The following is a 22082-nucleotide window of genomic DNA, read 5'->3' on the forward strand; positions in this document are numbered from 1 at the left end:
GCCGGGCAGCGGTGACGATGGGCCTGACCGCGGTTTGGTGTTCATGACCTACGTCGCCAGCATCGGCGAACAGTTCGAGGTGGTGCAGCGCTGGCTGAATGGAGGCAACTCCAGCGGCACTTCGTCAGGGCACAGCTGTCCGATCGTCGGTGTTCCGGACAACGGCGTGACGCGGGTCTTTCGCTTCGAGCATGAGGCAGCGGGCAAGCCCGCGCAGGAGTTCAGCGTCACCCTTGAAGGGCCGACGCCGCTACTCGAAGAGCCAGACGCGCTGACCCGTCTGGAGTGGGGCCTGTACCTGTTTGCACCCTCGTTCGCGGCGCTTGATCGGCTCGGGCGCTTTGCGCGCATCGCCGCCGCTGTTATACCGGCGCTACCCTCGGCGGCGTGGAGTGCCGCGCGCGGCCGACACCAGCTGGCCGAACTGCGCTGCCCGCATGCTGCGGGGGCGGCGAACACCGACGCTTGGCGCGTGGCGCTGGAGGACGCACAGGCCATCGACAGGCTTGAGGCTGCTGACCTGTGGGCGGCCATCCGAGACGATCACGGTGGTGTCCTTCGCTCCGACTACGGCGTGATCGTCGCCGCGCCGGAATTGGTCGAGCAGGTGTTGCTGGACCGCCAGGGCCGCTATTCGCTTAAGGGCCAGTTCGAGCTTATGCGACAAAGCGTCGGCGAGATTTACCTTGGCCTCGACCCCGGCCCTCGCTACGACGACGAGTCTGGGCCCGTGAACGCCGCAATTATGCAGTTGCCGCGGGGCGTGGCGTACGGCATCTCGTTCGCGGCCGCAGAGCGCAAGATCAATGCGATACGCGATGAGGCTATTGAACACGCCGCGCGCTTCGGCGAATCGCACTGGAACCTTACGTTCGACGTACGGGAGGTTGTCGACGAAGTGCTGGCCGACCTGTGCGAAGCCTGGTTCGGCATCCAGGACAGCCCGCACTTCCAGCGCGGCAGCACCGATTGGCAGTGGCCCGACGAAGAACCGCCGATCTATCCCGGCCATTTCACCGCGCTGTCCCGCTGGATGTTCCAGCCGCACCCGGGGCCGGTGCCGGCGGAGCTAGGCCGCCGCTACGGCCAGGCACTGACCCGGGCCATGACGGCGTTCGTGGCAGACATCCGGCGCAATGGGCCCAATGATGTGCCGAAGGAGCCTGGCGGCGGCGATGCTCCGATTGCCAAGGCGGTGTTTGGGCATCGGACGCACGGCGCCAATGACGCGTGGGTCGCCCGAACAATGGTAGGCGTGATGATGGGTTTTGTCGCGCCAATCATCGGTGCTGTGCTCAACGTCGTGCGCGAGTGGCAGCGCGAGCGCCGCTTCGACGCGCTGCGGGCTGATGTGCGAGCGGGCGCCCAGACTGACCTCGCCGCGGCGGAGCGGATTTTGGGCCGGGCGGCCTACGAGGCTGCGCGCATGCGCCCCATGCCGCAGATCATCTGGCGCACGGCGCTGGTGCCACACCGGCTCGGCCCTTCGGCACACGCCGTGGACGTTAAGGCCGGCGACATCGTTGTGCTTGGGTTAGTCTCAGGCACGCAGCAGTGCCTGGCTGATGGTGTGGAAGACAACAGCCTGATGTTCGGCGGTAAGCGCACGGCCACGCCCGACCAAAACCCCACCCACGCGTGCCCAGGCCGCGCTTCCGGCTTCGAGGCCCTGCTGGGCACGCTGTGCGCATTGCTCGCACCGGCTGAGGAGATGCGTCAAATCGGCACGCCGCTCGGTTTGTCCATGGAAGGGCTGATCGACACAGGCCGCATCGCCATGTTCGACGAAAGTCTGGCAGGCGCAACGTCCTCGTCGCTGCTGGAACCGCCGCCGGACCATCCGCCGGCGCCACTGCCAACGCGGGTGGGTCAGGTTCTGTGCTTCGGCGATTCTTGGGTGTCCAACCCGTACCCCCTCGTCGGCAAGGATATCCGCGACATGTTCAAGGCGTGCGGCTACGACGCGCCGGAGGACTTCTGCGACTATAGAAGATTCGGATTCATCACCGACCTTGAGCGCGTGAGCGAGGACATGGCCGCTTTCGTTAGTCGGCGCTTTAAGCCACCCGTCAGTCTTATTCCGAAGGCCATCGTCCTGTCCGGCGGCGGCAATGACTCGACAAAGAGCAGATTCGCCACGCTCCTGGTTCCCAACGACCAGAACTTAGCTATGCCGATCCTCGATCCGAGCAAGCTCGCCATACTGGTCGGAAATATCGAGAGGAGTTACCGGAATGTATTGAACCGCTTGCTGAAGGAGCTGTCCCAGATTAAGGTGGACGTCCCTGTAATTCTGCACGGCTATGACCACTTCTTCCCGCAAGGCCTGGTGGATGCCAACTGGTTCCGCAAGCCGTTGAACACCGCCGGGTACAAGCGCCCGGTTGACCAAGTCAGGGAAGACCAGGCCTGCCATGACCTGATCGAGGCGCTTAACAAGATGCTCGCCAATCTCGCCCAGGAGCCGCAGTACAGGCGCCTGGTGCGTCATGTGCCGCTGCAGGGAACGATCACCAGCCTATGGAACAACCCGACGGATGGTTGGCGCGACGACTTGCACCCGCACAATTCGGCCTTCCAGGCCTATGCGCTGGCCATCGATGCCGTGATTGAGGCATTCCCCTAGTCAACTGAGGGGTCAGCGCAATCCGGCTGCGAGCGCGCCTGCGCGCTGCAGGTGCCAGCGCATCTTCATCGCCTCGAAGCCGCACGCGGCCACTTCGAGCTGGCGCTGGGCCACGGCACGATCGCCGGCGATGGCCGCCACCTCGGCGGTCGCCAGTGCGTTAACTGCCGTCTCGCGCAGCGAGCCCCGCAAGCCCGCCGCGCGCGCCGCTGCCGTCAAGCAGCGCGCCGCCCGCCGCTTGTCGCCGCGCCGTGCCGCGGCGAGTGCCATCGCGCGCCAGCCCTGCGCCTCGCCGTGGTGGTCCTGCGCGCGCGCCCGCAGAAGCAGCCGCGCCATGTGAGCCCGCGCCTCGTCCTCCAAGCCGCGTGCCAGCGTTGCTTCGACCAGCCAACCATAGTTCAGCGATGTTGACACCGCGCCGCCGCGCATCTCGATCCAGTGGGTGGCCTCGCGCAGCACGTGCAGCGCGTCGTCATCGCCGTGCTCGGCCCAATCACCGCAGGCGGCGAGTGCACGCCCCATCGCTGAATTGAAACGGCTGCGGCAGCGCTGTGCAATGGCCGCGCCCGTGCGCCCGGCCTCGCTAGCTTCGGCCCAACGCCCCTGCCAGAGGTGAACCGCGCATTGCAACTCGCGTATGGATGCGCCGACCGCATGCAGTGGATCGCCGAGCAATGTCAACGATTCCTCGAACGCCGCCGTCGCTTCATCGAAGCGGCCCAGGTCGCCGAGCGTGTAGCCGATCCGCCCCAGGGTGTATGCAGACCCGATGGCCGCGCCGCTACCCGAGCGGCTGTGCTTGCGTTTCGACTCCACGGCTTCCAGCAGCAGCGGCATGGCGCGCTCATAGCAGCTCGCAGACGCCAGCGACTGGCCAAGCGTGGCCTGCACCTGTGCTGCCAGGCGCCCGTCCTGGCTCGCCTGCGCCAACTGCAGTGCCGTTTCGCAGTGCCGCACGGCGTGGCGCGGTTGACCCCGCCCGTAGTACACGTAGCCAAGCCAATACTCGGCGCGCGCGAGCGTATTCTGATTGCCCACCTCGCGCGCCAGCGTCGCTGCACGCTGGAACAGCACCAGCAATTGTTCAACGTCGAGTACATCGAAGACGCAGGTTTGACCGAGCTTCTGTGCGATCTCGCACCAGCGCAGCCGGGTGGCGTCCGACAGAACAGGCAGCGCATCCAAATTGCGCAGCGCGGTAAGGTAGTGCTGCCGCGCGCGATCCAACGCCATGGCAGCGAGCGAACGGTTGCCTGCGGCTTCGGCGTAGTAAGCCGCCTCTGCGGCCATGCCACCGGCGTCAAAGTGATGCGCGAGCGCCTCAATGACTCCCGGTGCGTCGTCGCGCTTTAGGTGCGGCAGCAGCGCCATGGCCACGCGTCGGTGCAACTCGCGCCGAAGCTCCAAGTCGACCGTGGCGTATATGGCATCACGGGTTAGAAGGTGGCGAAAGCGGATCGCGCCCTCCTGCTCAGCAGGAATGACGAAGTCCAGCCCATCGAGCGACGCCGCAAGGCTCGGCGCGCGCTTATCCTGCAATTGCTCGAGCAGCCCCAGGTCGACCACAGGACCTAGTACCGAGGCTACCTGCAGCGCATCCACTTGGTTGGTCGACAACCTTGAAAGGCGCGACGCCACCAGCGCGTTAAGCCAGGACAGGCCGCGGCCGTGTCTGGCCGGGCTGATTTCCGCCCCGGCCGCCGACGCGTGGCAAAGTTCCTCGATGAACAAGGGCGTGCCGCCCGACTGTGCCACGATCTCGTCGACGACTAAGGGGTCAGCCCCCGGCAGACAGCTGGCGATTGCGCGGACGCACTGCGTGGCGTCCAGCGGCGCCAAGTGCAGCACATGCGCCTCGGGAAAAGCCAGTTCTTCTGGCGAGAGCGGCCGCACAGCCAGCACAACAAGTATCCGCTCGGCTGAAGACCATAGCGCCTGCAATAGAGCTCGGCTCGCGTCGTCGGCCCATTGCCAGTCATCGAGCAGCAACACCAGCCGACCCAACCTCGCCTGCGTGCAAAGCAGCTCGAGCAAGGCCGCGCGCGCCGCGGCGGCGTCGCTAACGGTGATCGAGCCCATTCGCATGCGCGACAGCCCCTGCAGTGCGTCCGCGACCGCGGGGCGTGCATCGTCCCGCTCGGCCAGCGCGCGCACACACTGCAGGAATGGTTGGAGCGGCTGGGCCGTGAGGTAGCTCTCACAATGGCCTTGCAGCACGGTGACGTCCGGCACCCGAAGCCGGGCCGCAAACTCGGTCATGGTTCGGGTCTTGCCGATCCCCGGCTCGCCCACCAGCACGACGGCTTCGGCGGGCCCATTGGCGCTGCGCGCGGCGCCCGCAAGCAGTTCCTCAATGATGCCCTCGCGCCCTATGAATGGCAGGGTACCCCGGGCGATGGCCGCGTCGAACCGGCGTGCGCCCGTGCCCGCCTGCAAGGGGGCTTGCGAAGAACATATGCGAAGCACCGTTAACGGATCGCATCGCCCGCGAATCCTCAGCGCGCCGCGCTTCGTCACCACGAAATGCGCCGCGCGCGGTCCCAGGGACTCGTCGCTGACCGCAACCTCACCAGGCTCTGCTAGGGCGCAAAGCCGTGCGGCGGTGTTCGGCACCTCGCCGACCACGTCGTACCGGCCGCGTTCGATGTCGCCGGCCAACAGTAATACCAGGCCGCCGTGCACGCCCGAGTGCATCCGCAGCGGCTTGGCATGCGCACCTGCGCCGGCGCGCAGTCCAGCCACCGCGGCGTGCAGCTCCAAGGCCGCCTCGGTGGCTCGTCGACCGTCGTCTTCACGTGGTTGAGTGTGTCCGAATAGCGCCAGCACGCCGTCACCTTGCAGCCGCGCAATGGAGCCACCATGTCGCGGCACGATCTCGCGTGCAAACTCGCGAAAGCGCTCGAGCAAGCGTGCGTACTCTTCAGCCTCAAGCTGCTCGGCGTGCTCCGACGACCCTGAGACGTCGGAAAACAGCACGGTGACATATGCGCGCTGACCGACCGATCGGTGGATCCCTCGTTGCAAGGTATCGGTGATGCGGTCGTCCATGCATAGATTCTGGCACGCATACACCAGACCGGGCCAACTTTGTAACCGACGAGCTGGGCAAACGCCCTTCGCCCTTCTTACCGGCGACATGACAGGTGGCGATATGAGCGCTACAGCGACGATCGGCAGCGTCGAAACTTGGCTAACGTAGTATGCTTTTACGGTTCGCCGAACGAAAGAAGTACATGATCCTTCTGGTCGGAAGCGTGGTGGTCAAGGAAGGCGCGATGGCAGAAGTTCTGACATTGAGCCGTGAGCACGTTGCTCGCTCAAGAGAGGAGCCCGGTTGCTTGAGCCACGCTGTGCACCTAGACGGAGAAAAGCCAAACCGCTTGGTGTTTGTAGAAGAATGGCAGGACAGGGCGTCGTTGCAGGAGCACTTCCGAGTGCCTGCCTCACGGGCATTTGGCATGGCTCTGACCAGTCTAGCCACAGAGCCGCCGCAGCTCACCGTGTATGACGCCTCCATAGTCAGTCTTTGAGTCGCGCAGTCGGGCGGGGTTGCCCGAGACTGGAGCACCACGGCGCAGCGCAGCCGTCAGGGTTCGCAGACGGCCGCAGGCCGCAAGCGCTCGCCCCGCGAGCGCGCAGACCTTGACGGCGAGAACGGCGTGGTAGCGTGGGTCGACACGGCAAGCCTACCCTCTACACACCACCGCCGGGGGCTGGATTGGCTGCCGTACTGGTCCAGATTCCACCGCAGCACAAGCCGGTCCATACGAACGTCTCGGGCTGCGAAGACTGAAGCGCAGTTTGCACGTCAGCCACTCCTTGCCACTTGCCTGTAGCTGGCTTTGCCTAGGCAGGGATCTGGAGACCGGCCGCCTGGGCTGGAGGCGGCGACCATGATGTCTAGACAGACTGCTCTCCAGGGCTTAAGCGCCGTGCCGCTGGAACGGCAGCAATTCCAGCGCGTCCTGAGATCCTCCTCGTCATTATCCTCTGAGGGTGCCGACAACTTCGCTCCTGCGCTCTCGTCAAGCCGGCGTTGTCGGCGTCTAGGGCGACGAAACCACTGAGGACCGTCCCATGTTGAAACGCGGCCTGAACTATGCCGAGGCGATGGTGTACGTAGGCGTCAAGCGCAAGACGTTTGACGCCCGGTGGCGGCCGCGTTTGACCACCATGTCGCAAGGCTCCAGTCTGATCTTCGACCGCCTGGAACTGGACCGCCTCTTCGACACGTTCAAACAGGATGAGCAACCAGCTCACGCGGAGAGCTTGCACAACGACCTCCCCGCTGCAATCAGCAGCGACGAGGCGCAGAATCCACCTCGGAACGGACGGCCCATCACCGCGAAAGGAGTGTTTTTATGGGCCAGTCAACCGGGGGCATCCTCCCCGACAAGAGCAGCGGCGGCTGGCAGGTCGACCGCTGGTACGCCAAGACCCGACTTCGCAAGCGTGGCTTCCTCACTTTTGAAGAAGCGCAAAGGTGGCTGATCAAGCGCCTGGACGAGCTCCGGCAAGTCCAGCTGCACGGTGAGCGACCGCACCGCACCTTCAGCGACGCGGCAGCCCACTTCCTCACGCTGCATGAGGACAAAGCCTCCATCGAGTCCGACATCTACCACCTGCAAAGCGTCATGCCCACCATCGGCCATCTCCCGCTGGACCAGATCCACGACGGCAGCCTCGCGCCGCACGTCGCCCGGCGCCTGGCGCAGGGCCGCGCGCACAAGACGGTCAACCTGGAGCTGGGCGTGGTCCGTCGGGTGCTGCGGCTGGCGGCGACCCACTGGCGGGATGCAACCGGCAGGACCTGGCTCGACCGGGCGCCACTGGTTACCATGCTGCCGCTGGTCGGTCACCAGCGCGAGCCGTCGCCCATCAGCTGGGCTCAGCAGCAGTCGCTGCTGTCAAAGCTCCCGCGACACCTCGCCCGCATGGCCCTGTTTGTGCTGAACACCGGTGTGCGGGACGACGTGGTGTGCAGCCTGCAGTGGGCGTGGGAGATCAAGGTGCCCGAACTGGGCATCAGCGTGTTTGAGGTGCCACGTGCGCACGTCAAGGGTCGCCGGCGCACCCGCTTGGTGGTCTGCAACGCGGTCGCCCAGTCGCAGGTCGAGTTGGTCCGCGGACAGCATGCGACGCACGTGTTCGCCTACCGGCGAGAGCGCGTCACGAACGTGGCCCAGGCGCCTGTGATGCCGTACCGCCCCGTCCAGACCATGAACAACACGGCCTGGCAGCGGGCCCGCCGGGAGGCGGGCTTGGGCGATCTGCACGTGCACGACCTGCGCCACACCGCCGGCATGCGCCTGCGGGAGGCCGGCGTGTCGGAATCTGCTATCGCCGACATCCTCTGGCACAGCACCCGATCGATGACCCACCACTACAGCATGGCGCAGATCGTCGAGATCCACGCGGCGTTGGAGAAGATCCGGGACGACTCGGGCCGGTGGAACAAGTCGCTGGCGACGTTGAAGCTCGAGCAGCAGCAGGCGCGTGAGCGCCAGGTGGCCAATGGCTGAGGCACGGGGGGAGCCGCGGGGAGCCTGAATCCCCCAAAAAGTCCCCCACAAAGAAAAACGCCTCAGACGGGCAACCGTCTAGGGCGTTGATTCAGAACAGTGTTCTGGTGCGGCTGGCAGGATTCGAACCCACGACCCCTTGGTTCGTAGCCAAGTACTCTATCCAACTGAGCTACAGCCGCTGAAGCCTCACAGTATAGCGAGGATTTTTCTGGGTGGTCAACAGTGTTGGAAAAAAACTTATTCGGCGCCGGCAGCGGACTGCTCGCAGCGCAGCGCGCGGGCTTCGTCGCCCTCCTCGCGGGCCAGCCTGGCCAGCAGGCGCCACGCAAGGCGGCGGCACGGACCATCCAGTGCGGCATGAGCGGCGGCCTGCTCCAGCGGACGCCGGGCCTTGCCCCACAGCTGGCGTTCCGCAAAGGCGGCTCCCACCGCCAGCACCACGACGGGCTCCTGAACGTGGGCCAGCAGCGCCGACTCCAGCCGGGGCAGCCATTCGGGGCCGATGCCTTCCAGGCAGGACGTGAGCGCACGTGCCACCTGGTCGCGGCCATCGGCACCCAGCTCGGCCATCTGCTCCCAGAAAGGGCGCAACCATTGCCGGGCCTCTTCCGCCTGGCCGAAGCGGGCCGCGCGCATCGCGGCGCGTGAAGCGACGTAGGGGTCGCGGCGGTCGCCGGGCTCCAGTTGCAGCCAGGCGGCGCGCAGCTGGTCGGCGTCATGGGTGGCGTCGATGGCCTCGAAGGCCAGCGAGCGCAGCAAGCCCTGGGCCGCCACCGGAGAGAAGCCCTGGTGCTTGGCCAGCAGCCGCGCACTGCGCAGGGCTTCCAGCGGCATGCGCAGCTGGCGCTGGGCCTGCAGCCGCAGGCGCAGCGCCTGGGTACGGCGCGCCACGCCGGGCGGCAGTTCAGCCAGCAGGCGCAAGGCGCGCGGCCCATCGCGGTCGTCGAGCGCCCATTCGGCGGCCAGCAGCTGGGCGCCTTCGTCGGCCACCCGCGGCAGGCCCGGCCGCCGCGGCTGGCGCAGCGCCTGCTGCAGATGCTCGTCGCGGCGCACGCGGTCCTGAAGCCGGTGCAGGCTGGAAGCGGCCAGCAGGTGGGCCAGCACCCGCAGCTCGGGATCGGGCGGCATGTCGGGCGAACTGTCCTGGATGGAGAGCGCACGCTGCGCGGCCTTCTGCGCCCGGCCGTAGCGGGCGCCCAGGAACTCGGCCAGCGCCTCCCGCAGCGCCGACTGCGCCGCGCGTTCCCGCCGTGCCATGCGCCACTCGCGGGCACGGGCCGGCAGGCCGATCAGCGAATTGACACCGCTGATGCCCGAGACCAGCGCGAAGCACAGCAGCAGCAGGCCGACGATGAAGAGATTGAGCGAGAGGTCGAGGCGCCAGCCGCTCCAGTAGAAGCTCACCAGGCCGTCGTTGCGGCCCAGGGTGGACGCGGCCACGACAGCCACGACGAACAGCAGCACCAGCCAGATGATGGACCGCATGATCGGGCGCGCTCAGCGGCCGGCCGCGACGGCGGCCAACGCGGCAAGGGTGTCGTCGGGGCGCGGCACGCCGGTCTGGCGGGCCTGGTTCATCACCTGGCGCAGCAGCTCGCTGGTGGACTGCACACGCCGGGCGTTGCGGTCGAAGTAGCGGTCGAGCATGGCCTGGGCGTCGCGCAGGTCGGCCTGGGCGCTGTCGAACTGGCGTGACAGCAGCGCCAGGCGGGCATTCAGCAGCCGCAGCTTGAGGTTCTCGCGCAGGAAGAAGGCCTGCTCGGGCGCGGCCAGCGCGGCGTCGGGGTGTTCGATGCGGGTGACGCGCACCAGCGCACGCACCTCGCCCCACACTGCCGCGATGCTGCGGTCCCACAGGTCGAGCGCCTGTTCCCGCCAGCCGGCCTCGGCCGCGCTGGCGGCAGAGGCCGCGGTGGCCGCCGATGCCGCACGGGCCGCGGCGCGCCGCTGGGCGGCATCCGCCGGCTGGCGGCGCGGCTCGGCCACGGCCAGCAGCGGCAGTTCGTCCACCAGCCGCACCGCTTCGTCCAGGCGGATGCTGAGCGAAGCCACGTCGGCCACGCCGATGGCCTTGACCCGCTCCAGGTCGCGAGCCACGGCGCGGCGCACCCGCTCCAGCCGCGGCTGGCCATGGCGGCCCAGGCGTTCGTCCATCTGCGTCAGCGTGGCCACCAGCGGCTCGGCACTGCCGGTGATGGCGCTTTGCTGCAGGGCCACGCGCACCGCGGCTTCCATGTCGGACACCACGTTCTCATCGCGCGAGCGCGACATCGCCTGCATCAGCTCCTCGACCTGCGAGCGCTGCAGCGCCACTTCCGACACCCGCGCTTCCAGCAGCGCCACCTTGGCGGCCGCCTCGCGCGAAGCGTCCTGCGACTGGCGCGCCAGCATGCGGGCCTCGGTGGACTGGCTCTGGCTGTCCTGCTGGCGCTTGACCAGTTCCTGCTCCAGGCTGCGCAGGCGGCGCTGGGTTTCCCAGGCCAGGGCGACCGAGGCGATGCACAGCACGGTGAGCGCCAGCGCCAGGAAACCCCACCAGCGGGGCATGGCGCGGGGCGCGGAAGGCGGGAGGGTGGCGGAAGGAGCCGGTCCAGCGGCTGGAAGAACAGCGTCGTCGTTCACGTGGGAATTATCTATTCATGGGTGCCGTGGAGGGCCCGGGCCGCGAGGGCCACGGCGTCGAAGCTGGGCCGGGAGAACAGCACCCGGCCGAATCCCAGCGCACGCGCCCGCGCCTCGATGCGCGGATGCGTGGCCAGCGCCTGCGCCGGTTGCCAGTCTGCCCCGGGCGCCAGGAATTGCAGATGACCGATGGCCTCTGCGCTGCTGAAAAGCCACAGGTGCTCGGCCGGCTGGGCCAGCGCGGCCTGCAGGGCCGCCTGCTCCGCCGGCCGCAGGCGCGGCGAGGTGCGGCGGTAGGCCTGCACGAAGTCGACTTGCGCACCGGCGGCGCGCAGGGTGTCGGCCAGCCAGTCGCGGCCGCCATCGCCGCGCACGATCACCACCAGCATGCCGGCCTGCACCCGCGGCTGCAGCTGCTGCCAGAGGCTTTCGGAATCGAACTGCGCCGCGTCGGCGGCGGGTTGCACGATGCAGCCGGCGGGCACGCCCAGCGCCACCAGGCGCTCGGCGGTGCCCGGGCCGGGCGCTGCGGCCCAGCGAGCGGCCGGCCAGGGGCCTCCGGCACCTGCTCGAAAAAATGCGTGGCCGCGGCCGGGCTGACGAACACCAGCCCCGCCGCCTGCGTGATGCGCTGCTGCGCCGGGACGCCGGCCACGTCGCCGCAGGCTTCGGTATGCAGCAGCGGCACGGCGCAGGCCTCGAAGCCGGCCTCGGCCAGGCGCCGCACCCAGGCGTCGGCCTGCGGTTGCGGCCGGGTAACCAGCAGGCGCATGCGCGCGGCGGTGCTCAGTGGGACGCCGGCAGGTAGCCGGCGGGCGCCTGGCGGGCGACTTCGTCGGCGGCGCCGGCGCCCAGGGCCAAGGCGGCCTCGTCGTCGGCCACCGCCGCGCGCACGCTGGCACGCAGCAGCGGCTGGCGCGGATCGTCGGCATGGCCCAGCGCCACGTCGAGCTGCAGCTGGCCATCGTCGGCCCAGTGCGCATAGGCGGCCAGCGGCATGCTGCAGCTGCCACCCAGGGCGCGCGACACGGCGCGCTCGGCCTGCACCGCCAGCCAGGTGGGCTGGTGCACCAGCTGCGCCAGCTGGGCGCGCAGTGCGGTGGCGTCCTCACGCACCTCGATGCCCAAGGCGCCCTGGCCGGCGCAGGGAATCATGTGGCGGGTGTCGAAGCGGGCGCGGATGCGGCTTTCCAGGTCCAGCCGCATCAGGCCGGCGGCGGCCAGCACGATGGCGTCGAACTGGCCTTCGTCCAGCTTGCGCAGCCGGGTGTCCAGGTTGCCACGCAGCGGCTCGATCACCAGGTCGGGGCGCCGGGCCGAGAGCTGTGCCACGCGGCGCAGGCTGGAGGTGCCCACCCGCGCCCCGTGCGGCAGCGCGTCCAGGTCGGCGTAGCGGTTGGAGACGAAGGCGTCGCGCGGATCCTCGCGCTCCAGCACCGCAGCCAGCACGAAGCCCTCGGGCAGCGTCATCGGCACGTCCTTCAGCGAATGCACCGCCAGGTGCGCGCGGCCTTCTTCCAGCGCGGTTTCCAGCTCCTTCACGAACAGGCCCTTGCCGCCCACCTTGGACAGGCTGCGGTCCAGGATCTGGTCGCCGCGGGTGGTCATGCCCAGCAGGTCCACCTGCACGCCGAACCGGCTGGCCAGCAGCGCCTGCACGTGATGGGCCTGCCAGAGGGCGAGACGGCTTTCGCGGGTGGCGATGAGGAGCGGTGCGGTCATGGCTCGATTATCGCTAGCGCCCACCGTTGCCACGGCGCACGGGAGGTTCACGCGGCGGCGCTTCATAGTTACCATCAAATCCGTAACCGGATTACACATGAGGGACGAGAGACATGGCACGTCAAGCCCGATCCAACAGCGCCGCCACCGCCGAGGCGGCCGAGAAGAACCGCCCGCTGGTGGAGGACATCCGCCTGCTGGGCCGCATCCTGGGTGATGTGATCCGGGAACAGGAAGGCAAGGACGCCTTCGAGCTGGTGGAGCGCGTGCGCCAGCTGTCGGTGGCCTACCGGCTGAAGAAGGACGCCTCCGCCGGCCGCGTGCTGGACCGCCTGCTGAAGAACCTGTCGGGCGACCACATGGTCAGCGTGATCCGCGCGTTCAGCTACTTCAGCCACCTGGCCAACATCGCCGAAGACCGCCACCACGTGCGCCGCCGCGAGCATCACGAGGCGCAGGGCCACCTGCAGGAGGGGTCGCTGGCGATGAGCTTCGAGCGCCTGGCCGCCGCCGACGTGCGCGCCGACGAGATCGCCCACACGCTGGACCGCGCCTACATCGCGCCGGTGCTCACCGCCCACCCCACCGAGGTGCAGCGCAAGAGCATCCTGGACGCCGAGCGCGCCATCGCCGAGCTGGTGCAGCACCGCGACGACCTGCACACCGCGCGCGACCTGCAGCAGAACGAGGCGCTGCTTCGCGCCCGCGTTACCCAGCTGTGGCAGACGCGCATGCTGCGCACCACCAAGCTGACGGTGGCCGACGAGATCGAGAACGCGCTCAGCTACTACCAGTCCACCTTCCTGCGCCAGATCCCGCGTCTCTACCAGGAGATCGAGCAGGCGCTGCCCGGCCATCCGGTGGCCAACTTCTTCCGCATGGGCCAATGGATCGGTGGCGACCGCGACGGCAACCCGAACGTCGGCGCGCACACCTTGCGCCAGGCGCTGGCACGGCAGGCCGAGGTGGCGCTGCGCTTCTACCTGACGGAGCTGCATTCGCTGGGGGCGGAGCTGTCCATCTCCAACACGCTGGCGCCGGTGACGCCCGAGATGCAGGCCCTGGCCGATGCCTCGCCGGACCACAGCCCGCACCGCAACGACGAGCCCTACCGCAAGGCGCTGATCGGCATGTACGCCCGCACCGCGGCCACGCTGCAGCAGCTCACCGGCACCGAGGCGCTGCGCCATGCGGTGCCGCCGCAGAATCCCTACCAGCGCAGCGACGAGCTGCTGGCCGACCTGAAGGTGATTGCCGAGTCGCTGCGCAGCCATCATGCCGATGCGTTGATCTCGCCGCGGCTGGCGCCGCTGATGCGCGCGGTGCAGGTGTTCGGCTTCCACCTCGCCACGGTGGACCTGCGGCAGAGCTCCGACCAGCATGAGCTGGTCATCGCCGAACTGCTGGCCACCGCCCGCATCGAGCCCGACTACAGCGCGCTGGACGAAGCCGCGCGGCGCACGCTGCTGCTGAAGCTGTTGAACGATGCCCGCCCGCTGCGGGTGATGGGCCATGTGTATTCCGAGCTGGCCACCGGCGAGCTGGCGGTGTTCGATGCCGCGCGGCAGGCGCTGGAACGCTTCGGCCGCGAGGCGCTGCGGCACTACATCATCTCGCACACCGAGGACGTGAGCGACCTGCTGGAAGTGCTGCTGCTGTTGAAGGAATGCGGCCTGTTGCGCGGCGTGCTGGAAGAGGAAGCCACCTCGCAGCTGATCGTGGTGCCGCTGTTCGAGACCATCGGCGACCTGCGCAATGCCGAGCCGATCATGCGGCAGTTCTATGCCCTGCCCGGCGTGCTGCCGATGATCGTGCGCAGCGGCGCGGAGCAGGACATCATGCTCGGCTACTCCGACAGCAACAAGGACGGCGGCTTCTTCACCAGCAACTGGGAGCTGTACCGCGCGGAGCTGGCGCTGGTCGGCCTGTTCGGGCCGCTGAAAGCGCAGCACGGGCTGACGCTGCGCCTGTTCCACGGCCGCGGCGGCACGGTGGGACGCGGCGGCGGTCCGAGCTACCAGGCCATCCTCGCGCAGCCGCCCGGCACGGTGAACGGTCAGATCCGGCTCACCGAACAGGGCGAGGTGATCTCGTCGAAGTACGCCAACCCGGAGATCGGCTTGCGCAACCTGGAGACGCTGGTGGCCGCCACGCTGGAGGCCACGCTGCTCACCCCGGCCAAGAGCCCGCCCAAGGCCTTCCTGGAAGCCGCGGCCGCGCTCAGCGCCGGCAGCTTCGAGGCCTACCGCAAGCTGGTGTACGACACGCCCGGCTTCACCGACTACTTCTTCGCCGCCACGCCCATCCGCGAGATCGCCGAGCTGAACATCGGCTCGCGCCCGGCCTCGCGCAAGGCCAGCCGCCGCATCGAGGACCTGCGCGCGATTCCCTGGGGCTTCAGCTGGGGCCAGTGCCGCGTGGCCCTGCCGGGGTGGGCCGGCTTCGGCTCGGCGGTGGAAGCCTGGCTGGGCACCGAGCCGGGCCCGCGCAAGGACCGGCTGGCGCTGCTGCAGAAGATGTACCGCCAGTGGCCCTTCTTCCGCACGCTGATGTCCAACCTGGACATGGTGCTGGCCAAGACCGACCTGCGCATCGCCGCCCGCTACGTGGACCTGGTGGAGGACAAGAAGCTGGGCAAGCGCATCTTCGGCGCCATCCAGGCCGAATGGCAGCGCACCGGCGACGTGCTGTCGCTCATCACCGGCGACACCCAGCGCCTGGCCTCCAACGGCGCGCTGGCGCGGTCCATCGAGCACCGCTTCCCCTACCTCGATCCGTTGAACCACCTGCAGGCCGAGCTGATGCGCCGCTATCGCGCCCGCCGCGAGGGCGACCCGCAGGTGCAGCGGGTGCAGACCGGCATCCACATCTCCATCAACGGCATTGCGGCCGGGCTGCGCAACACCGGCTGACACGGGTCAATCTGTAGGAATCTGTCTGACACGGGGCACGGAACAAACGGGACTCAAGTCATGGAGATGGGCCACTGTTGCCCCTTTGTTTCGGCTTCTAAAGTTCATCCCATCGCAGCACGCCCCGTGCCGCAGACCGAACAGACAGATTCCAGGAGCCCGACATGACCGCCGACCAGATCCTCGCCGAAATCCGTGAAGCCAACCTCAGCTACCTGATGCTGGCCCAGAGCCTGATCCGCGCCGACCGCGAGCAGGCCCTGTACCGCCTGGGCATCAGCGAGGACACGGCCACGCTGATCGGCACGCTGTCGGCCGCGCAGATCATGAAGATCGCCTCGGGCAACACCCTGCTGTGCCGCTTCCGCATGGACGACGAGCTCGTGTGGAACCTGCTCACCAGCCACGGCAAGGCCTCGGCCAACGACGCGGTCAACCGCCTGCACGCCTCCATCCTGATGGCCGGCCGCCACCAGGAAGCTGCCTGAACGAGCCGGCGCTACGACCGGCTACACGACAGACAACACAACGACACAGGACGGAGCAAGGATCATGGCACGCAACAAGAGCATCCTCACCGAAGCCAAGCAGATCGAACGGGCAGTCACGCTGATCAACCTCGGCGCGCGGCTGCAGGTGCTGGAATCGGAAACCGACCTGAGCTATGAGCGGCTGCTGCGCCTGTACAAGGAAGTGTCGGGCAAGAGCCCCAGCAAGGGCCAGTTGCCGTTTTCCACCGACTGGTTCATGACCTGGCAACCCAACATCCATGCCAGCCTCTTCCTCAACATCCACGAATACCTGAACAAGGCCGCCGAGATGGACGAGATCGACGTCGTCATCAAGGCCTACCAGCTCTACCTCGAACAGACCCAAGCCCAGAACCTGGAACCGCTGCTGTCCGTGACCCGCGCCTGGCGCCTGGTGAAGTTCGTCGACAACGGCATGCTCACCATGACCAAGTGCAATTGCTGCGGCGGCCACTACGTCACTCACCCGCATGAAATCGCCCGCCACTACACCTGCGGCCTGTGCAACCCCCCGGCGCGTGCCGGCAAGGGCAAGGCCGCCGGCGCGCTGACGATGCAGGGCAGCTCGGCGCACTGAACGAAGGACTCAAGTTGCCCCGGCCCGGGCCGAAAACTGGGCAGTGGGCGATCTGATCGCTTGTTTGTCTCCTCCTGGCACAGTCTCTGTGCTTTCACGCGGACCCTCGGGTCCGCGTTTTTTATTGGCGCGGCAAAACACGCCTGTTGCTTGGAGTGGCCCGCGGCCCCCGGCGCCAAACTCAAGTGAACGGATCCCGCACCGATAAACCGCGGAACCAGGAACTCGTTCACATCATGTTCGTCATCATCGGCTGGCTCGTCGCGCTCGGTTGCATCTTCGGCGTGTTCATCGTCCACGGCGGCAACATCGGCGTGGTGATGAAGGCATTGCCGTTCGAGATGATCACCATCATGGGCGCCGCCATCGGCGCGATGATCGCCAACAACCAGCCCAAGGTGATGAAGGCGACGCTCAAGGGCTTTGGCGCCTGCTTCAAGGGCAGCAAGTACACCAAGGCCCGCTACATGGAGCTGATGGCGCTGCAGTACGAGATCCTGCAGAAGGCCCGCAAGGAAGGCCTGATGTCCATCGAGAAGGACGTCGAGGACCCGCACAGCTCGGCCATCTTTTCCAAGTACGCGGTGATCGGCAACGACCACCACGTGATGGAGTTCATCACCGACTACCTGCGCATGATGGTGTCGGGCAACCTGAACGCGCACGAGATCGAGTCGCTGATGGACAGCGAGATCGACACCCACCACCACGAGGCCCATGCGGCCGTGGGCGCCATCCAGCGCCTGGCCGGCGGGCTGCCGGCCTTCGGCATCGTGGCTGCGGTGCTGGGCGTGGTGAACACCATGGGCTCGGTGGGCCAGCCGCCGGCGGTGCTGGGCGGCATGATCGGCTCGGCCCTGGTGGGCACCTTCCTCGGCATCCTGCTGGCCTACGGCATCTTCGAGCCGCTGGCCGGGCTGCTGGAGCAGAAGGTGGACGAAGGCAGCAAGGAGCTGCAGTGCATCAAGACCACGCTGCTGGCCTCGATGCAGGGCTATGCGCCGCAGGTGGCGGTGGAGTTCGGCCGCAAGGTCTTGTACTCGACGGAGCGCCCGACCTTTGCGGAGCTGGAAGGCCACGTCAAGGGCAAGAAGTGATGTCGACCCCCAAGACGCCGAGTACAGCGTCGGCCCCCGGGACCGGCACGGGCCCCCTCGTGGCCCTTGGGGCGCGTTCGCCTTGGGGCGGCCCGGCGGCGAACTGACCCCTGCATGCGGAGCCGACCATGGCCGGTGACAGCAAGAAGCTGCAGCCGATCATCGTCAAGAAGATCAAGAAGGGCGGCCATGGTCACCATGGCGGCGCCTGGAAGATCGCCTATGCCGACTTCGTGACGGCGATGATGGCCTTCTTCCTGCTCATGTGGCTGCTGGGCAGCACCACCGAAGGCGACAAGAAAGGCATCGCCGACTACTTCCAGTCGCCGCTGCGCGTGGCGCTGCAGGCGGGCGGTTCCGGCTCGGGCGATTCGTCGCACGTGCTCAAGGGCGGCGGCCAGGACCTGACGCGCACCACCGGCCAGGTCAAGCGCGGGGACATCGCCGCGCCCAAGGCCACGGTGAACCTGCAGGCGCTGAAGGAAGAGCAGCTGCGCGCCGAGCGTGCGCGGCTGGAAGAACTCAAGCAGAAGGTCGAGCAGAAGATCGGCGCCAATGCCAAGCTGGCGCCGCTGGCCAGCCAGATCCGCCTGGACATGACCCGCGACGGCCTGCGCATCCAGATCGTCGACGAGCAGAACCGACCCATGTTCGACAGCGGCAGCGCCGAGGTGAAGCCCTACATGCGCGAGCTGCTGCGCGAGATCGGCGCGGTGCTGGGCGAGGTGCCCAACCGGCTCACGCTGGAAGGCCATACCGACGCCCATCCGTTCTCCGGCGGCGAACGCGGCTACAGCAACTGGGAGCTGTCGGCCGACCGCGCCAATGCCTCGCGCCGCGAACTCATCCTGGGCGGCCTGCCCGACCACCGCATCCTGCGGGTGCAGGGCCTGGCCTCCAGCACGCTGTTCGTCAATGACGAACCGCTCAACGCACAGAACCGCCGCATCAGCATCATCGTGATGAACCGTGATGCCGAGGACCGCGTTTTCCGTACCGCGCCCGAGGTGGCGGAAGCCACCGGCGTGCCGTCGATCCGGCCCGCCTCAAGTCCCCTCGTCAACCTCCGATAAAGCCTCATTCCCCGAGAGGAAGCCCTCCCATGAGCAGCACCACCGAACTGAAATTTCTCATCGTCGACGACTTCTCGACCATGCGCCGCATCGTGCGGGGCCTGCTCAAGGAAATGGGTTGCAACAACGCCGATGAAGCCGAGGACGGCGCCATCGCGCTGCAGATGCTGAAGGCGCAGAAGTTCGACTTCGTCGTCTCCGACATCAACATGCCCAACATGAACGGCTTCGACCTGCTGAAGGCCATCAAGTCGGACGACTCGCTGAAGCACCTGCCGGTGCTGATGGTGACGGCCGAGGCCCGCAAGGAGGACATCGTGCTGGCCGCCCAGTCGGGCGCCGCCGGCTACATCGTCAAGCCTTTCACCAAGGCGACGCTGGAAGAAAAGGTCCAGAAGATCATGCAGAAACTTGCCGCGACCGCCTGAAGCAGGCACCCAGGAGCACCCGATGAAAATGGATGACATCGCCGCCTTGGCGCCGCAGATGGCCGCGCAAGCTTCGCCGGAAATCTTCCAGCAGCTGGGCACCATCACCCGCCAGCTGCACGACACGCTGCAGCAACTGGGCGTGATGCCCAAGCTGAAGGACGCGGCCGACGGCCTGCCCGACGCCCGCAGCCGCCTGAGCTACATCGCCAAGAAGACGGCCGATGCGGCCGACAAGGTGCTGAACTCGGTGGACAGCGCCAAGCTGGAACACCACTCCATCACCGAGCAGACGCGTGCCATTGCCGCGGCCATCGTTGCCGACCCGGTACGTGCCGTGGCTTCGGGCTCGGTGATGAACTTCGTGGGCGAGGTGGAGCAGGCCACCGCCCGCATCGACATGCACCTGACCGACATCATGCTGGCGCAGGACTTCCATGACCTCACCGGCCAGGTGGTGGCCAAGGTGGTCTCGCTGGCCACCGACCTGGAAGACAGCCTGGTCAAGCTGCTGGTGCAGGCCGCGCCGCCCGAGCAGGCGCACAAGGTGGAAACCACGCTGCTCAACGGTCCGGTGGTCAACCCCGAGGGCCGCACCGACGTGGTCCAGGACCAGAGCGAAGTCGACGATCTCCTGGCCAGCCTGGGGTTCTGACACATGTGGGCGCAGCCGCTGCGCCCTGCCGGCCTCAAGCCCGGCCCGGAAATGCCGTAAGACACCCAGGAGCCATTCTTCCGGGGTGATCATGAACGCCATTTCGCCCAGTGCCCACGCAAGCCCTGCACTGCTGACCTCCGCAGCCGCCGAGCGGCGCGCCGCGCCCGCTGCACTGGCGGCCGGCGAAACACCCGCGACGGCCATGGCCGCTGCGGGCGCCGTCGCTGCAGCGCCCACCGCCGCGGCACAGGCCGTGGCCGGTGCACCGCAGGCCCAGGCGGCCGCCCTGGCGGCGCATCAGCAGCAGGCTTCGCTGCCGCGGCCGCCTTCGGACATCGAGCTCCCCTTCAGCATCGGCTTCGGTGCCGGCTCCAAGCATGGCGCGGCCTGCACCTGTGCGGCCTGCCGCGCCGCCGCGCCGGCCTACGGCAGCAGCGCCGTCGCCACCGACGAACGCAGCCGCGCCGCCGCGGCCGCCACCCGCTATGCCGGCCCGGGCACCGCAGCGCCCGGGGCCAGCGTCGACCTGTCGGCCTGAACCGGCGGCGGCCGGCGCTGTAGGAAACAGGCCGACACAAGCCGCCGAACAAGCGTGACAGCGCGCATGGCGCCGCGGTGGCTGGCGGCGCCGGCCAGGCCCCTCCTACAGTGGTGGGCCAAGAACGCCGGCGGCGTGCGCCGCACCTCATGAACAGCAGCCAGATCCTTGCGGAGATCCGCGAAGCCAACGTCGCCTACCTGATGCTGGCGCAGACCCTGCTGCGCACCGACCGCGCCGCCGCGCTGGCGCAACTGGGCATCGGCGAGGAAGCCGCCCAGGTGATCGAGCGCATGACCCCTTCGCAGATGGCGCGCACCGCCTCGGGCAACACGCTGGTGTGCAGCTTCCGGCTGGACGACGAGCTGGTGTGGGACCTGGTGACCCATCACCTGCCCGGCCACGGCGCCGGTCCCGCTGCCGGCGGCGAAGACTGAGCCGCACCGCCAGGCTGCGCCAAGCACTTCGGCTGCACCGCGAATGCCGGCCTTTTCCGGCCATGCCGGACGCCTGCGCCCGGCACCATGCGGGGCCTTGAACCGCAGCTGCCATGGCCGACGCCCAGGACAAGACCCTACCCGCCAGTGAACGCAAGCGCCGCAAGGCCCGTGAACAGGGCCAGGTGGCGCGTTCACCCGACTTCGGGCATTTCCTGGCCATCGCCATCGGCGGCTGGCTGCTGGTGAAGTGGGCGCCCGACATCGGCCAGTGGATGCAGCAGATCCTGATGCAGGGCCTGCGCTTCGATCATGCGCTGCTGCAGAACCCCAAGCTGATGGGCGAGCGCGCGGCCACGCTCGCGGCCCAGATGCTGATGGTGGTGGTGCCGGTGGGCGTGGTGATGGCGCTGGTGGGCGTGGCCAGCGCCTGCCTGTCGGGCGGCTGGAACTTCAGCACCCAGGCGCTGGCGCCCAAGTTCGAGAAGTTCAATCCGCTGACCGGCATCGCCAAGCTGTTCGGCAAGGACCAGCTCATCGGCGCGCTCAAGAGCACGCTGCTGGCCGCGGTGCTGGGCACCGTGGGCACGCTGTACCTGCAGTCGCGCATCGAGGAGTTCTCGGCCACGCTGACGATGCCGCTGCCCGCGGCCATCCAGCATGCGATGAGCGCCTCGCTCACCGGCCTGATCCAGGTGGTGATCACGCTGGCGCTGTTCGCCGCCATCGACGTGCCCTACCAGCGCTGGAAGCTCTCCGAAAGCCTGAAGATGAGCCACCAGGACGTGAAGGACGAGTACAAGGAAGTCGAGGGCAACCAGGAAATCAAGCAGAAGATGAAGGTGAAGATGCGCGAGATGGCCCGCAAGCGCATGCTGGCCGCCGTGCCCAACGCCGACCTGGTGGTGATGAACCCCACCCACTATGCGGTGGCCCTGCAGTACGACGAGAAGAAGATGGGCGCGCCCCGCGTGGTGGCCCTGGGCGCCGACCTGCTGGCCCTGCGCATCCGCGACATCGCCCGCGAGGCCAAGGTCCCGGTGCTGCAGGCGCCGCCGCTGGCGCGGGCGCTGTACCAGCACGGCGAGCTGGACAAGGAGATTCCCGGCGCACTGTTCTCCGCGGTGGCCCAGGTGCTGGCCTACGTGTACCAGCTGCGCGCGGCGATGGCCGGCGAGGCGCCGCAGCCCGGCGAGCTGCCCGAGCTGCCGGTGCCGCCGGAGCTGGACCCGCACAATCCGGCCGCGCAGGCTCGCCAGCCTCGCGGCAAGCGCTAGCGGCGGCCGGCGCCGGGGGGTGAAGTAAGAGGCGGGTTTCCTCCCCTTATTCCGGCTCAA

18 protein-coding genes and 1 tRNA gene are annotated in these 22082 nt (G+C 68.0%); 13 read left to right on the forward strand and 6 right to left on the reverse strand.

Features of this window, described 5'->3' with window-relative positions:
* Positions 1-43 precede the first annotated feature (43 nt).
* Complete coding sequence (locus LRS14_RS24305) at positions 44-2626, forward strand: cytochrome P450 (protein ID WP_257801449.1); 2583 nt, start codon at positions 44-46, stop codon at positions 2624-2626.
* Between the two features lie 12 nt (positions 2627-2638).
* Here the strand turns inward: LRS14_RS24305 and LRS14_RS24310 are convergent, their stop codons facing one another.
* On the reverse strand, positions 2639-5674 hold the full coding sequence (locus LRS14_RS24310; protein WP_257801450.1) for an AAA family ATPase: 3036 nt from the start codon (positions 5672-5674) through the stop codon (positions 2639-2641).
* Between the two features lie 185 nt (positions 5675-5859).
* On the opposite strand from LRS14_RS24310, the gene LRS14_RS24315 reads away from it, so the two are divergent.
* Positions 5860-6156 carry a putative quinol monooxygenase gene (locus LRS14_RS24315; protein ID WP_257801451.1) on the forward strand — a complete coding sequence of 99 codons (297 nt, stop codon included), beginning with the start codon at positions 5860-5862 and terminating at the stop codon, positions 6154-6156.
* Between the two features lie 831 nt (positions 6157-6987).
* Complete coding sequence (locus tag LRS14_RS24320; RefSeq protein WP_257801452.1) at positions 6988-8148, forward strand: tyrosine-type recombinase/integrase; 1161 nt, start codon at positions 6988-6990, stop codon at positions 8146-8148.
* A 105-nt stretch (positions 8149-8253) separates the two neighbouring features.
* Here the strand turns inward: LRS14_RS24320 and LRS14_RS24325 are convergent.
* The 5 genes from LRS14_RS24325 to hemC all read right to left on the reverse strand — a co-directional run bounded on the left by LRS14_RS24325 (position 8254) and on the right by hemC (position 12495).
* A tRNA-Arg gene (locus LRS14_RS24325) sits at positions 8254-8330 on the reverse strand.
* 58 nt (positions 8331-8388) lie between these two features.
* Positions 8389-9636 carry a heme biosynthesis HemY N-terminal domain-containing protein gene (locus tag LRS14_RS24330; protein WP_046116027.1) on the reverse strand — a complete coding sequence of 416 codons (1248 nt, stop codon included), beginning with the start codon at positions 9634-9636 and terminating at the stop codon, positions 8389-8391.
* A gap of 12 nt (positions 9637-9648) precedes the next feature.
* Entirely contained in the window at positions 9649-10698 is a 1050-nt protein-coding gene (locus tag LRS14_RS24335; protein WP_257801453.1) for a uroporphyrinogen-III C-methyltransferase, read from the reverse strand.
* A gap of 86 nt (positions 10699-10784) precedes the next feature.
* A complete protein-coding gene (locus LRS14_RS24340; protein WP_257801454.1) occupies positions 10785-11270 on the reverse strand; it encodes a uroporphyrinogen-III synthase in 486 nt (161 codons plus the stop codon).
* Between the two features lie 289 nt (positions 11271-11559).
* Positions 11560-12495, reverse strand: a complete 936-nt coding sequence (gene hemC, locus LRS14_RS24345) for a hydroxymethylbilane synthase (protein ID WP_257801455.1) — start codon at positions 12493-12495, stop codon at positions 11560-11562.
* Between the two features lie 113 nt (positions 12496-12608).
* Between hemC and ppc the strand changes: the two genes are divergently transcribed.
* The 10 genes from ppc to flhB all read left to right on the forward strand — a co-directional run bounded on the left by ppc (position 12609) and on the right by flhB (position 22022).
* Positions 12609-15407, forward strand: coding sequence for a phosphoenolpyruvate carboxylase (gene ppc / locus LRS14_RS24350; protein WP_257801456.1), 2799 nt, complete (start codon positions 12609-12611; stop codon positions 15405-15407).
* A 164-nt stretch (positions 15408-15571) separates the two neighbouring features.
* Positions 15572-15895 (forward strand): flagellar transcriptional regulator FlhD, encoded by a 324-nt coding sequence (gene flhD / locus LRS14_RS24355; protein WP_250194931.1) that lies wholly within the window; start codon positions 15572-15574, stop codon positions 15893-15895.
* 64 nt (positions 15896-15959) lie between these two features.
* Positions 15960-16514, forward strand: coding sequence for a flagellar transcriptional regulator FlhC (gene flhC / locus LRS14_RS24360; RefSeq protein ID WP_257801457.1), 555 nt, complete (start codon positions 15960-15962; stop codon positions 16512-16514).
* Positions 16515-16750: 236 nt separating this feature from the next.
* On the forward strand, positions 16751-17611 hold the full coding sequence (motA, locus tag LRS14_RS24365; RefSeq protein ID WP_046115084.1) for a flagellar motor stator protein MotA: 861 nt from the start codon (positions 16751-16753) through the stop codon (positions 17609-17611).
* 128 nt (positions 17612-17739) lie between these two features.
* A complete protein-coding gene (gene motB, locus LRS14_RS24370) occupies positions 17740-18684 on the forward strand; it encodes a flagellar motor protein MotB (RefSeq protein ID WP_046115083.1) in 945 nt (314 codons plus the stop codon).
* Positions 18685-18713: 29 nt separating this feature from the next.
* Positions 18714-19112, forward strand: coding sequence for a chemotaxis response regulator CheY (cheY, locus tag LRS14_RS24375; RefSeq protein ID WP_046115082.1), 399 nt, complete (start codon positions 18714-18716; stop codon positions 19110-19112).
* 22 nt (positions 19113-19134) lie between these two features.
* A complete protein-coding gene (locus LRS14_RS24380; RefSeq protein ID WP_046115081.1) occupies positions 19135-19767 on the forward strand; it encodes a protein phosphatase CheZ in 633 nt (210 codons plus the stop codon).
* 91 nt (positions 19768-19858) lie between these two features.
* Positions 19859-20308 (forward strand): hypothetical protein, encoded by a 450-nt coding sequence (locus LRS14_RS24385; protein WP_257801458.1) that lies wholly within the window; start codon positions 19859-19861, stop codon positions 20306-20308.
* A gap of 149 nt (positions 20309-20457) precedes the next feature.
* The gene (locus tag LRS14_RS24390) at positions 20458-20745 is read left to right on the forward strand and encodes a flagellar transcriptional regulator FlhD (RefSeq protein ID WP_046115104.1); all 288 of its coding nucleotides are present in this window, start codon (positions 20458-20460) and stop codon (positions 20743-20745) included.
* Between the two features lie 113 nt (positions 20746-20858).
* Positions 20859-22022: a flagellar biosynthesis protein FlhB gene (gene flhB, locus LRS14_RS24395; protein ID WP_257801459.1), complete on the forward strand. Its 1164-nt coding sequence runs from the start codon at positions 20859-20861 to the stop codon at positions 22020-22022.
* Positions 22023-22082 lie beyond the last annotated feature (60 nt).

The sequence above is a fragment of the Aquincola sp. J276 genome, assembly GCF_024700035.1.
In the GTDB taxonomy this organism is placed as follows: Bacteria; Pseudomonadota; Gammaproteobacteria; order Burkholderiales; family Burkholderiaceae_C; genus Aquincola; species Aquincola tertiaricarbonis.

Bases quoted from the DNA above. Each gene is read 5' to 3' on its own strand.
- LRS14_RS24305 (WP_257801449.1), top strand. From the start codon at position 44: ATGACCTACGTCGCCAGCATCGGCGAACAGTTCGAGGTGGTGCAGCGC.
- LRS14_RS24310 (WP_257801450.1), bottom strand. From the start codon at position 5,674: ATGGACGACCGCATCACCGATACCTTGCAACGAGGGATCCACCGATCG.
- LRS14_RS24315 (WP_257801451.1), top strand. From the start codon at position 5,860: ATGATCCTTCTGGTCGGAAGCGTGGTGGTCAAGGAAGGCGCGATGGCA.
- LRS14_RS24320 (WP_257801452.1), top strand. From the start codon at position 6,988: ATGGGCCAGTCAACCGGGGGCATCCTCCCCGACAAGAGCAGCGGCGGC.
- LRS14_RS24330 (WP_046116027.1), bottom strand. From the start codon at position 9,636: ATGCGGTCCATCATCTGGCTGGTGCTGCTGTTCGTCGTGGCTGTCGTG.
- LRS14_RS24335 (WP_257801453.1), bottom strand. From the start codon at position 10,698: ATGCCCCGCTGGTGGGGTTTCCTGGCGCTGGCGCTCACCGTGCTGTGC.
- hemC (WP_257801455.1), bottom strand. From the start codon at position 12,495: ATGACCGCACCGCTCCTCATCGCCACCCGCGAAAGCCGTCTCGCCCTC.
- ppc (WP_257801456.1), top strand. From the start codon at position 12,609: ATGGCACGTCAAGCCCGATCCAACAGCGCCGCCACCGCCGAGGCGGCC.
- flhD (WP_250194931.1), top strand. From the start codon at position 15,572: ATGACCGCCGACCAGATCCTCGCCGAAATCCGTGAAGCCAACCTCAGC.
- flhC (WP_257801457.1), top strand. From the start codon at position 15,960: ATGGCACGCAACAAGAGCATCCTCACCGAAGCCAAGCAGATCGAACGG.
- motA (WP_046115084.1), top strand. From the start codon at position 16,751: ATGTTCGTCATCATCGGCTGGCTCGTCGCGCTCGGTTGCATCTTCGGC.
- motB (WP_046115083.1), top strand. From the start codon at position 17,740: ATGGCCGGTGACAGCAAGAAGCTGCAGCCGATCATCGTCAAGAAGATC.
- cheY (WP_046115082.1), top strand. From the start codon at position 18,714: ATGAGCAGCACCACCGAACTGAAATTTCTCATCGTCGACGACTTCTCG.
- LRS14_RS24380 (WP_046115081.1), top strand. From the start codon at position 19,135: ATGAAAATGGATGACATCGCCGCCTTGGCGCCGCAGATGGCCGCGCAA.
- LRS14_RS24385 (WP_257801458.1), top strand. From the start codon at position 19,859: ATGAACGCCATTTCGCCCAGTGCCCACGCAAGCCCTGCACTGCTGACC.
- LRS14_RS24390 (WP_046115104.1), top strand. From the start codon at position 20,458: ATGAACAGCAGCCAGATCCTTGCGGAGATCCGCGAAGCCAACGTCGCC.
- flhB (WP_257801459.1), top strand. From the start codon at position 20,859: ATGGCCGACGCCCAGGACAAGACCCTACCCGCCAGTGAACGCAAGCGC.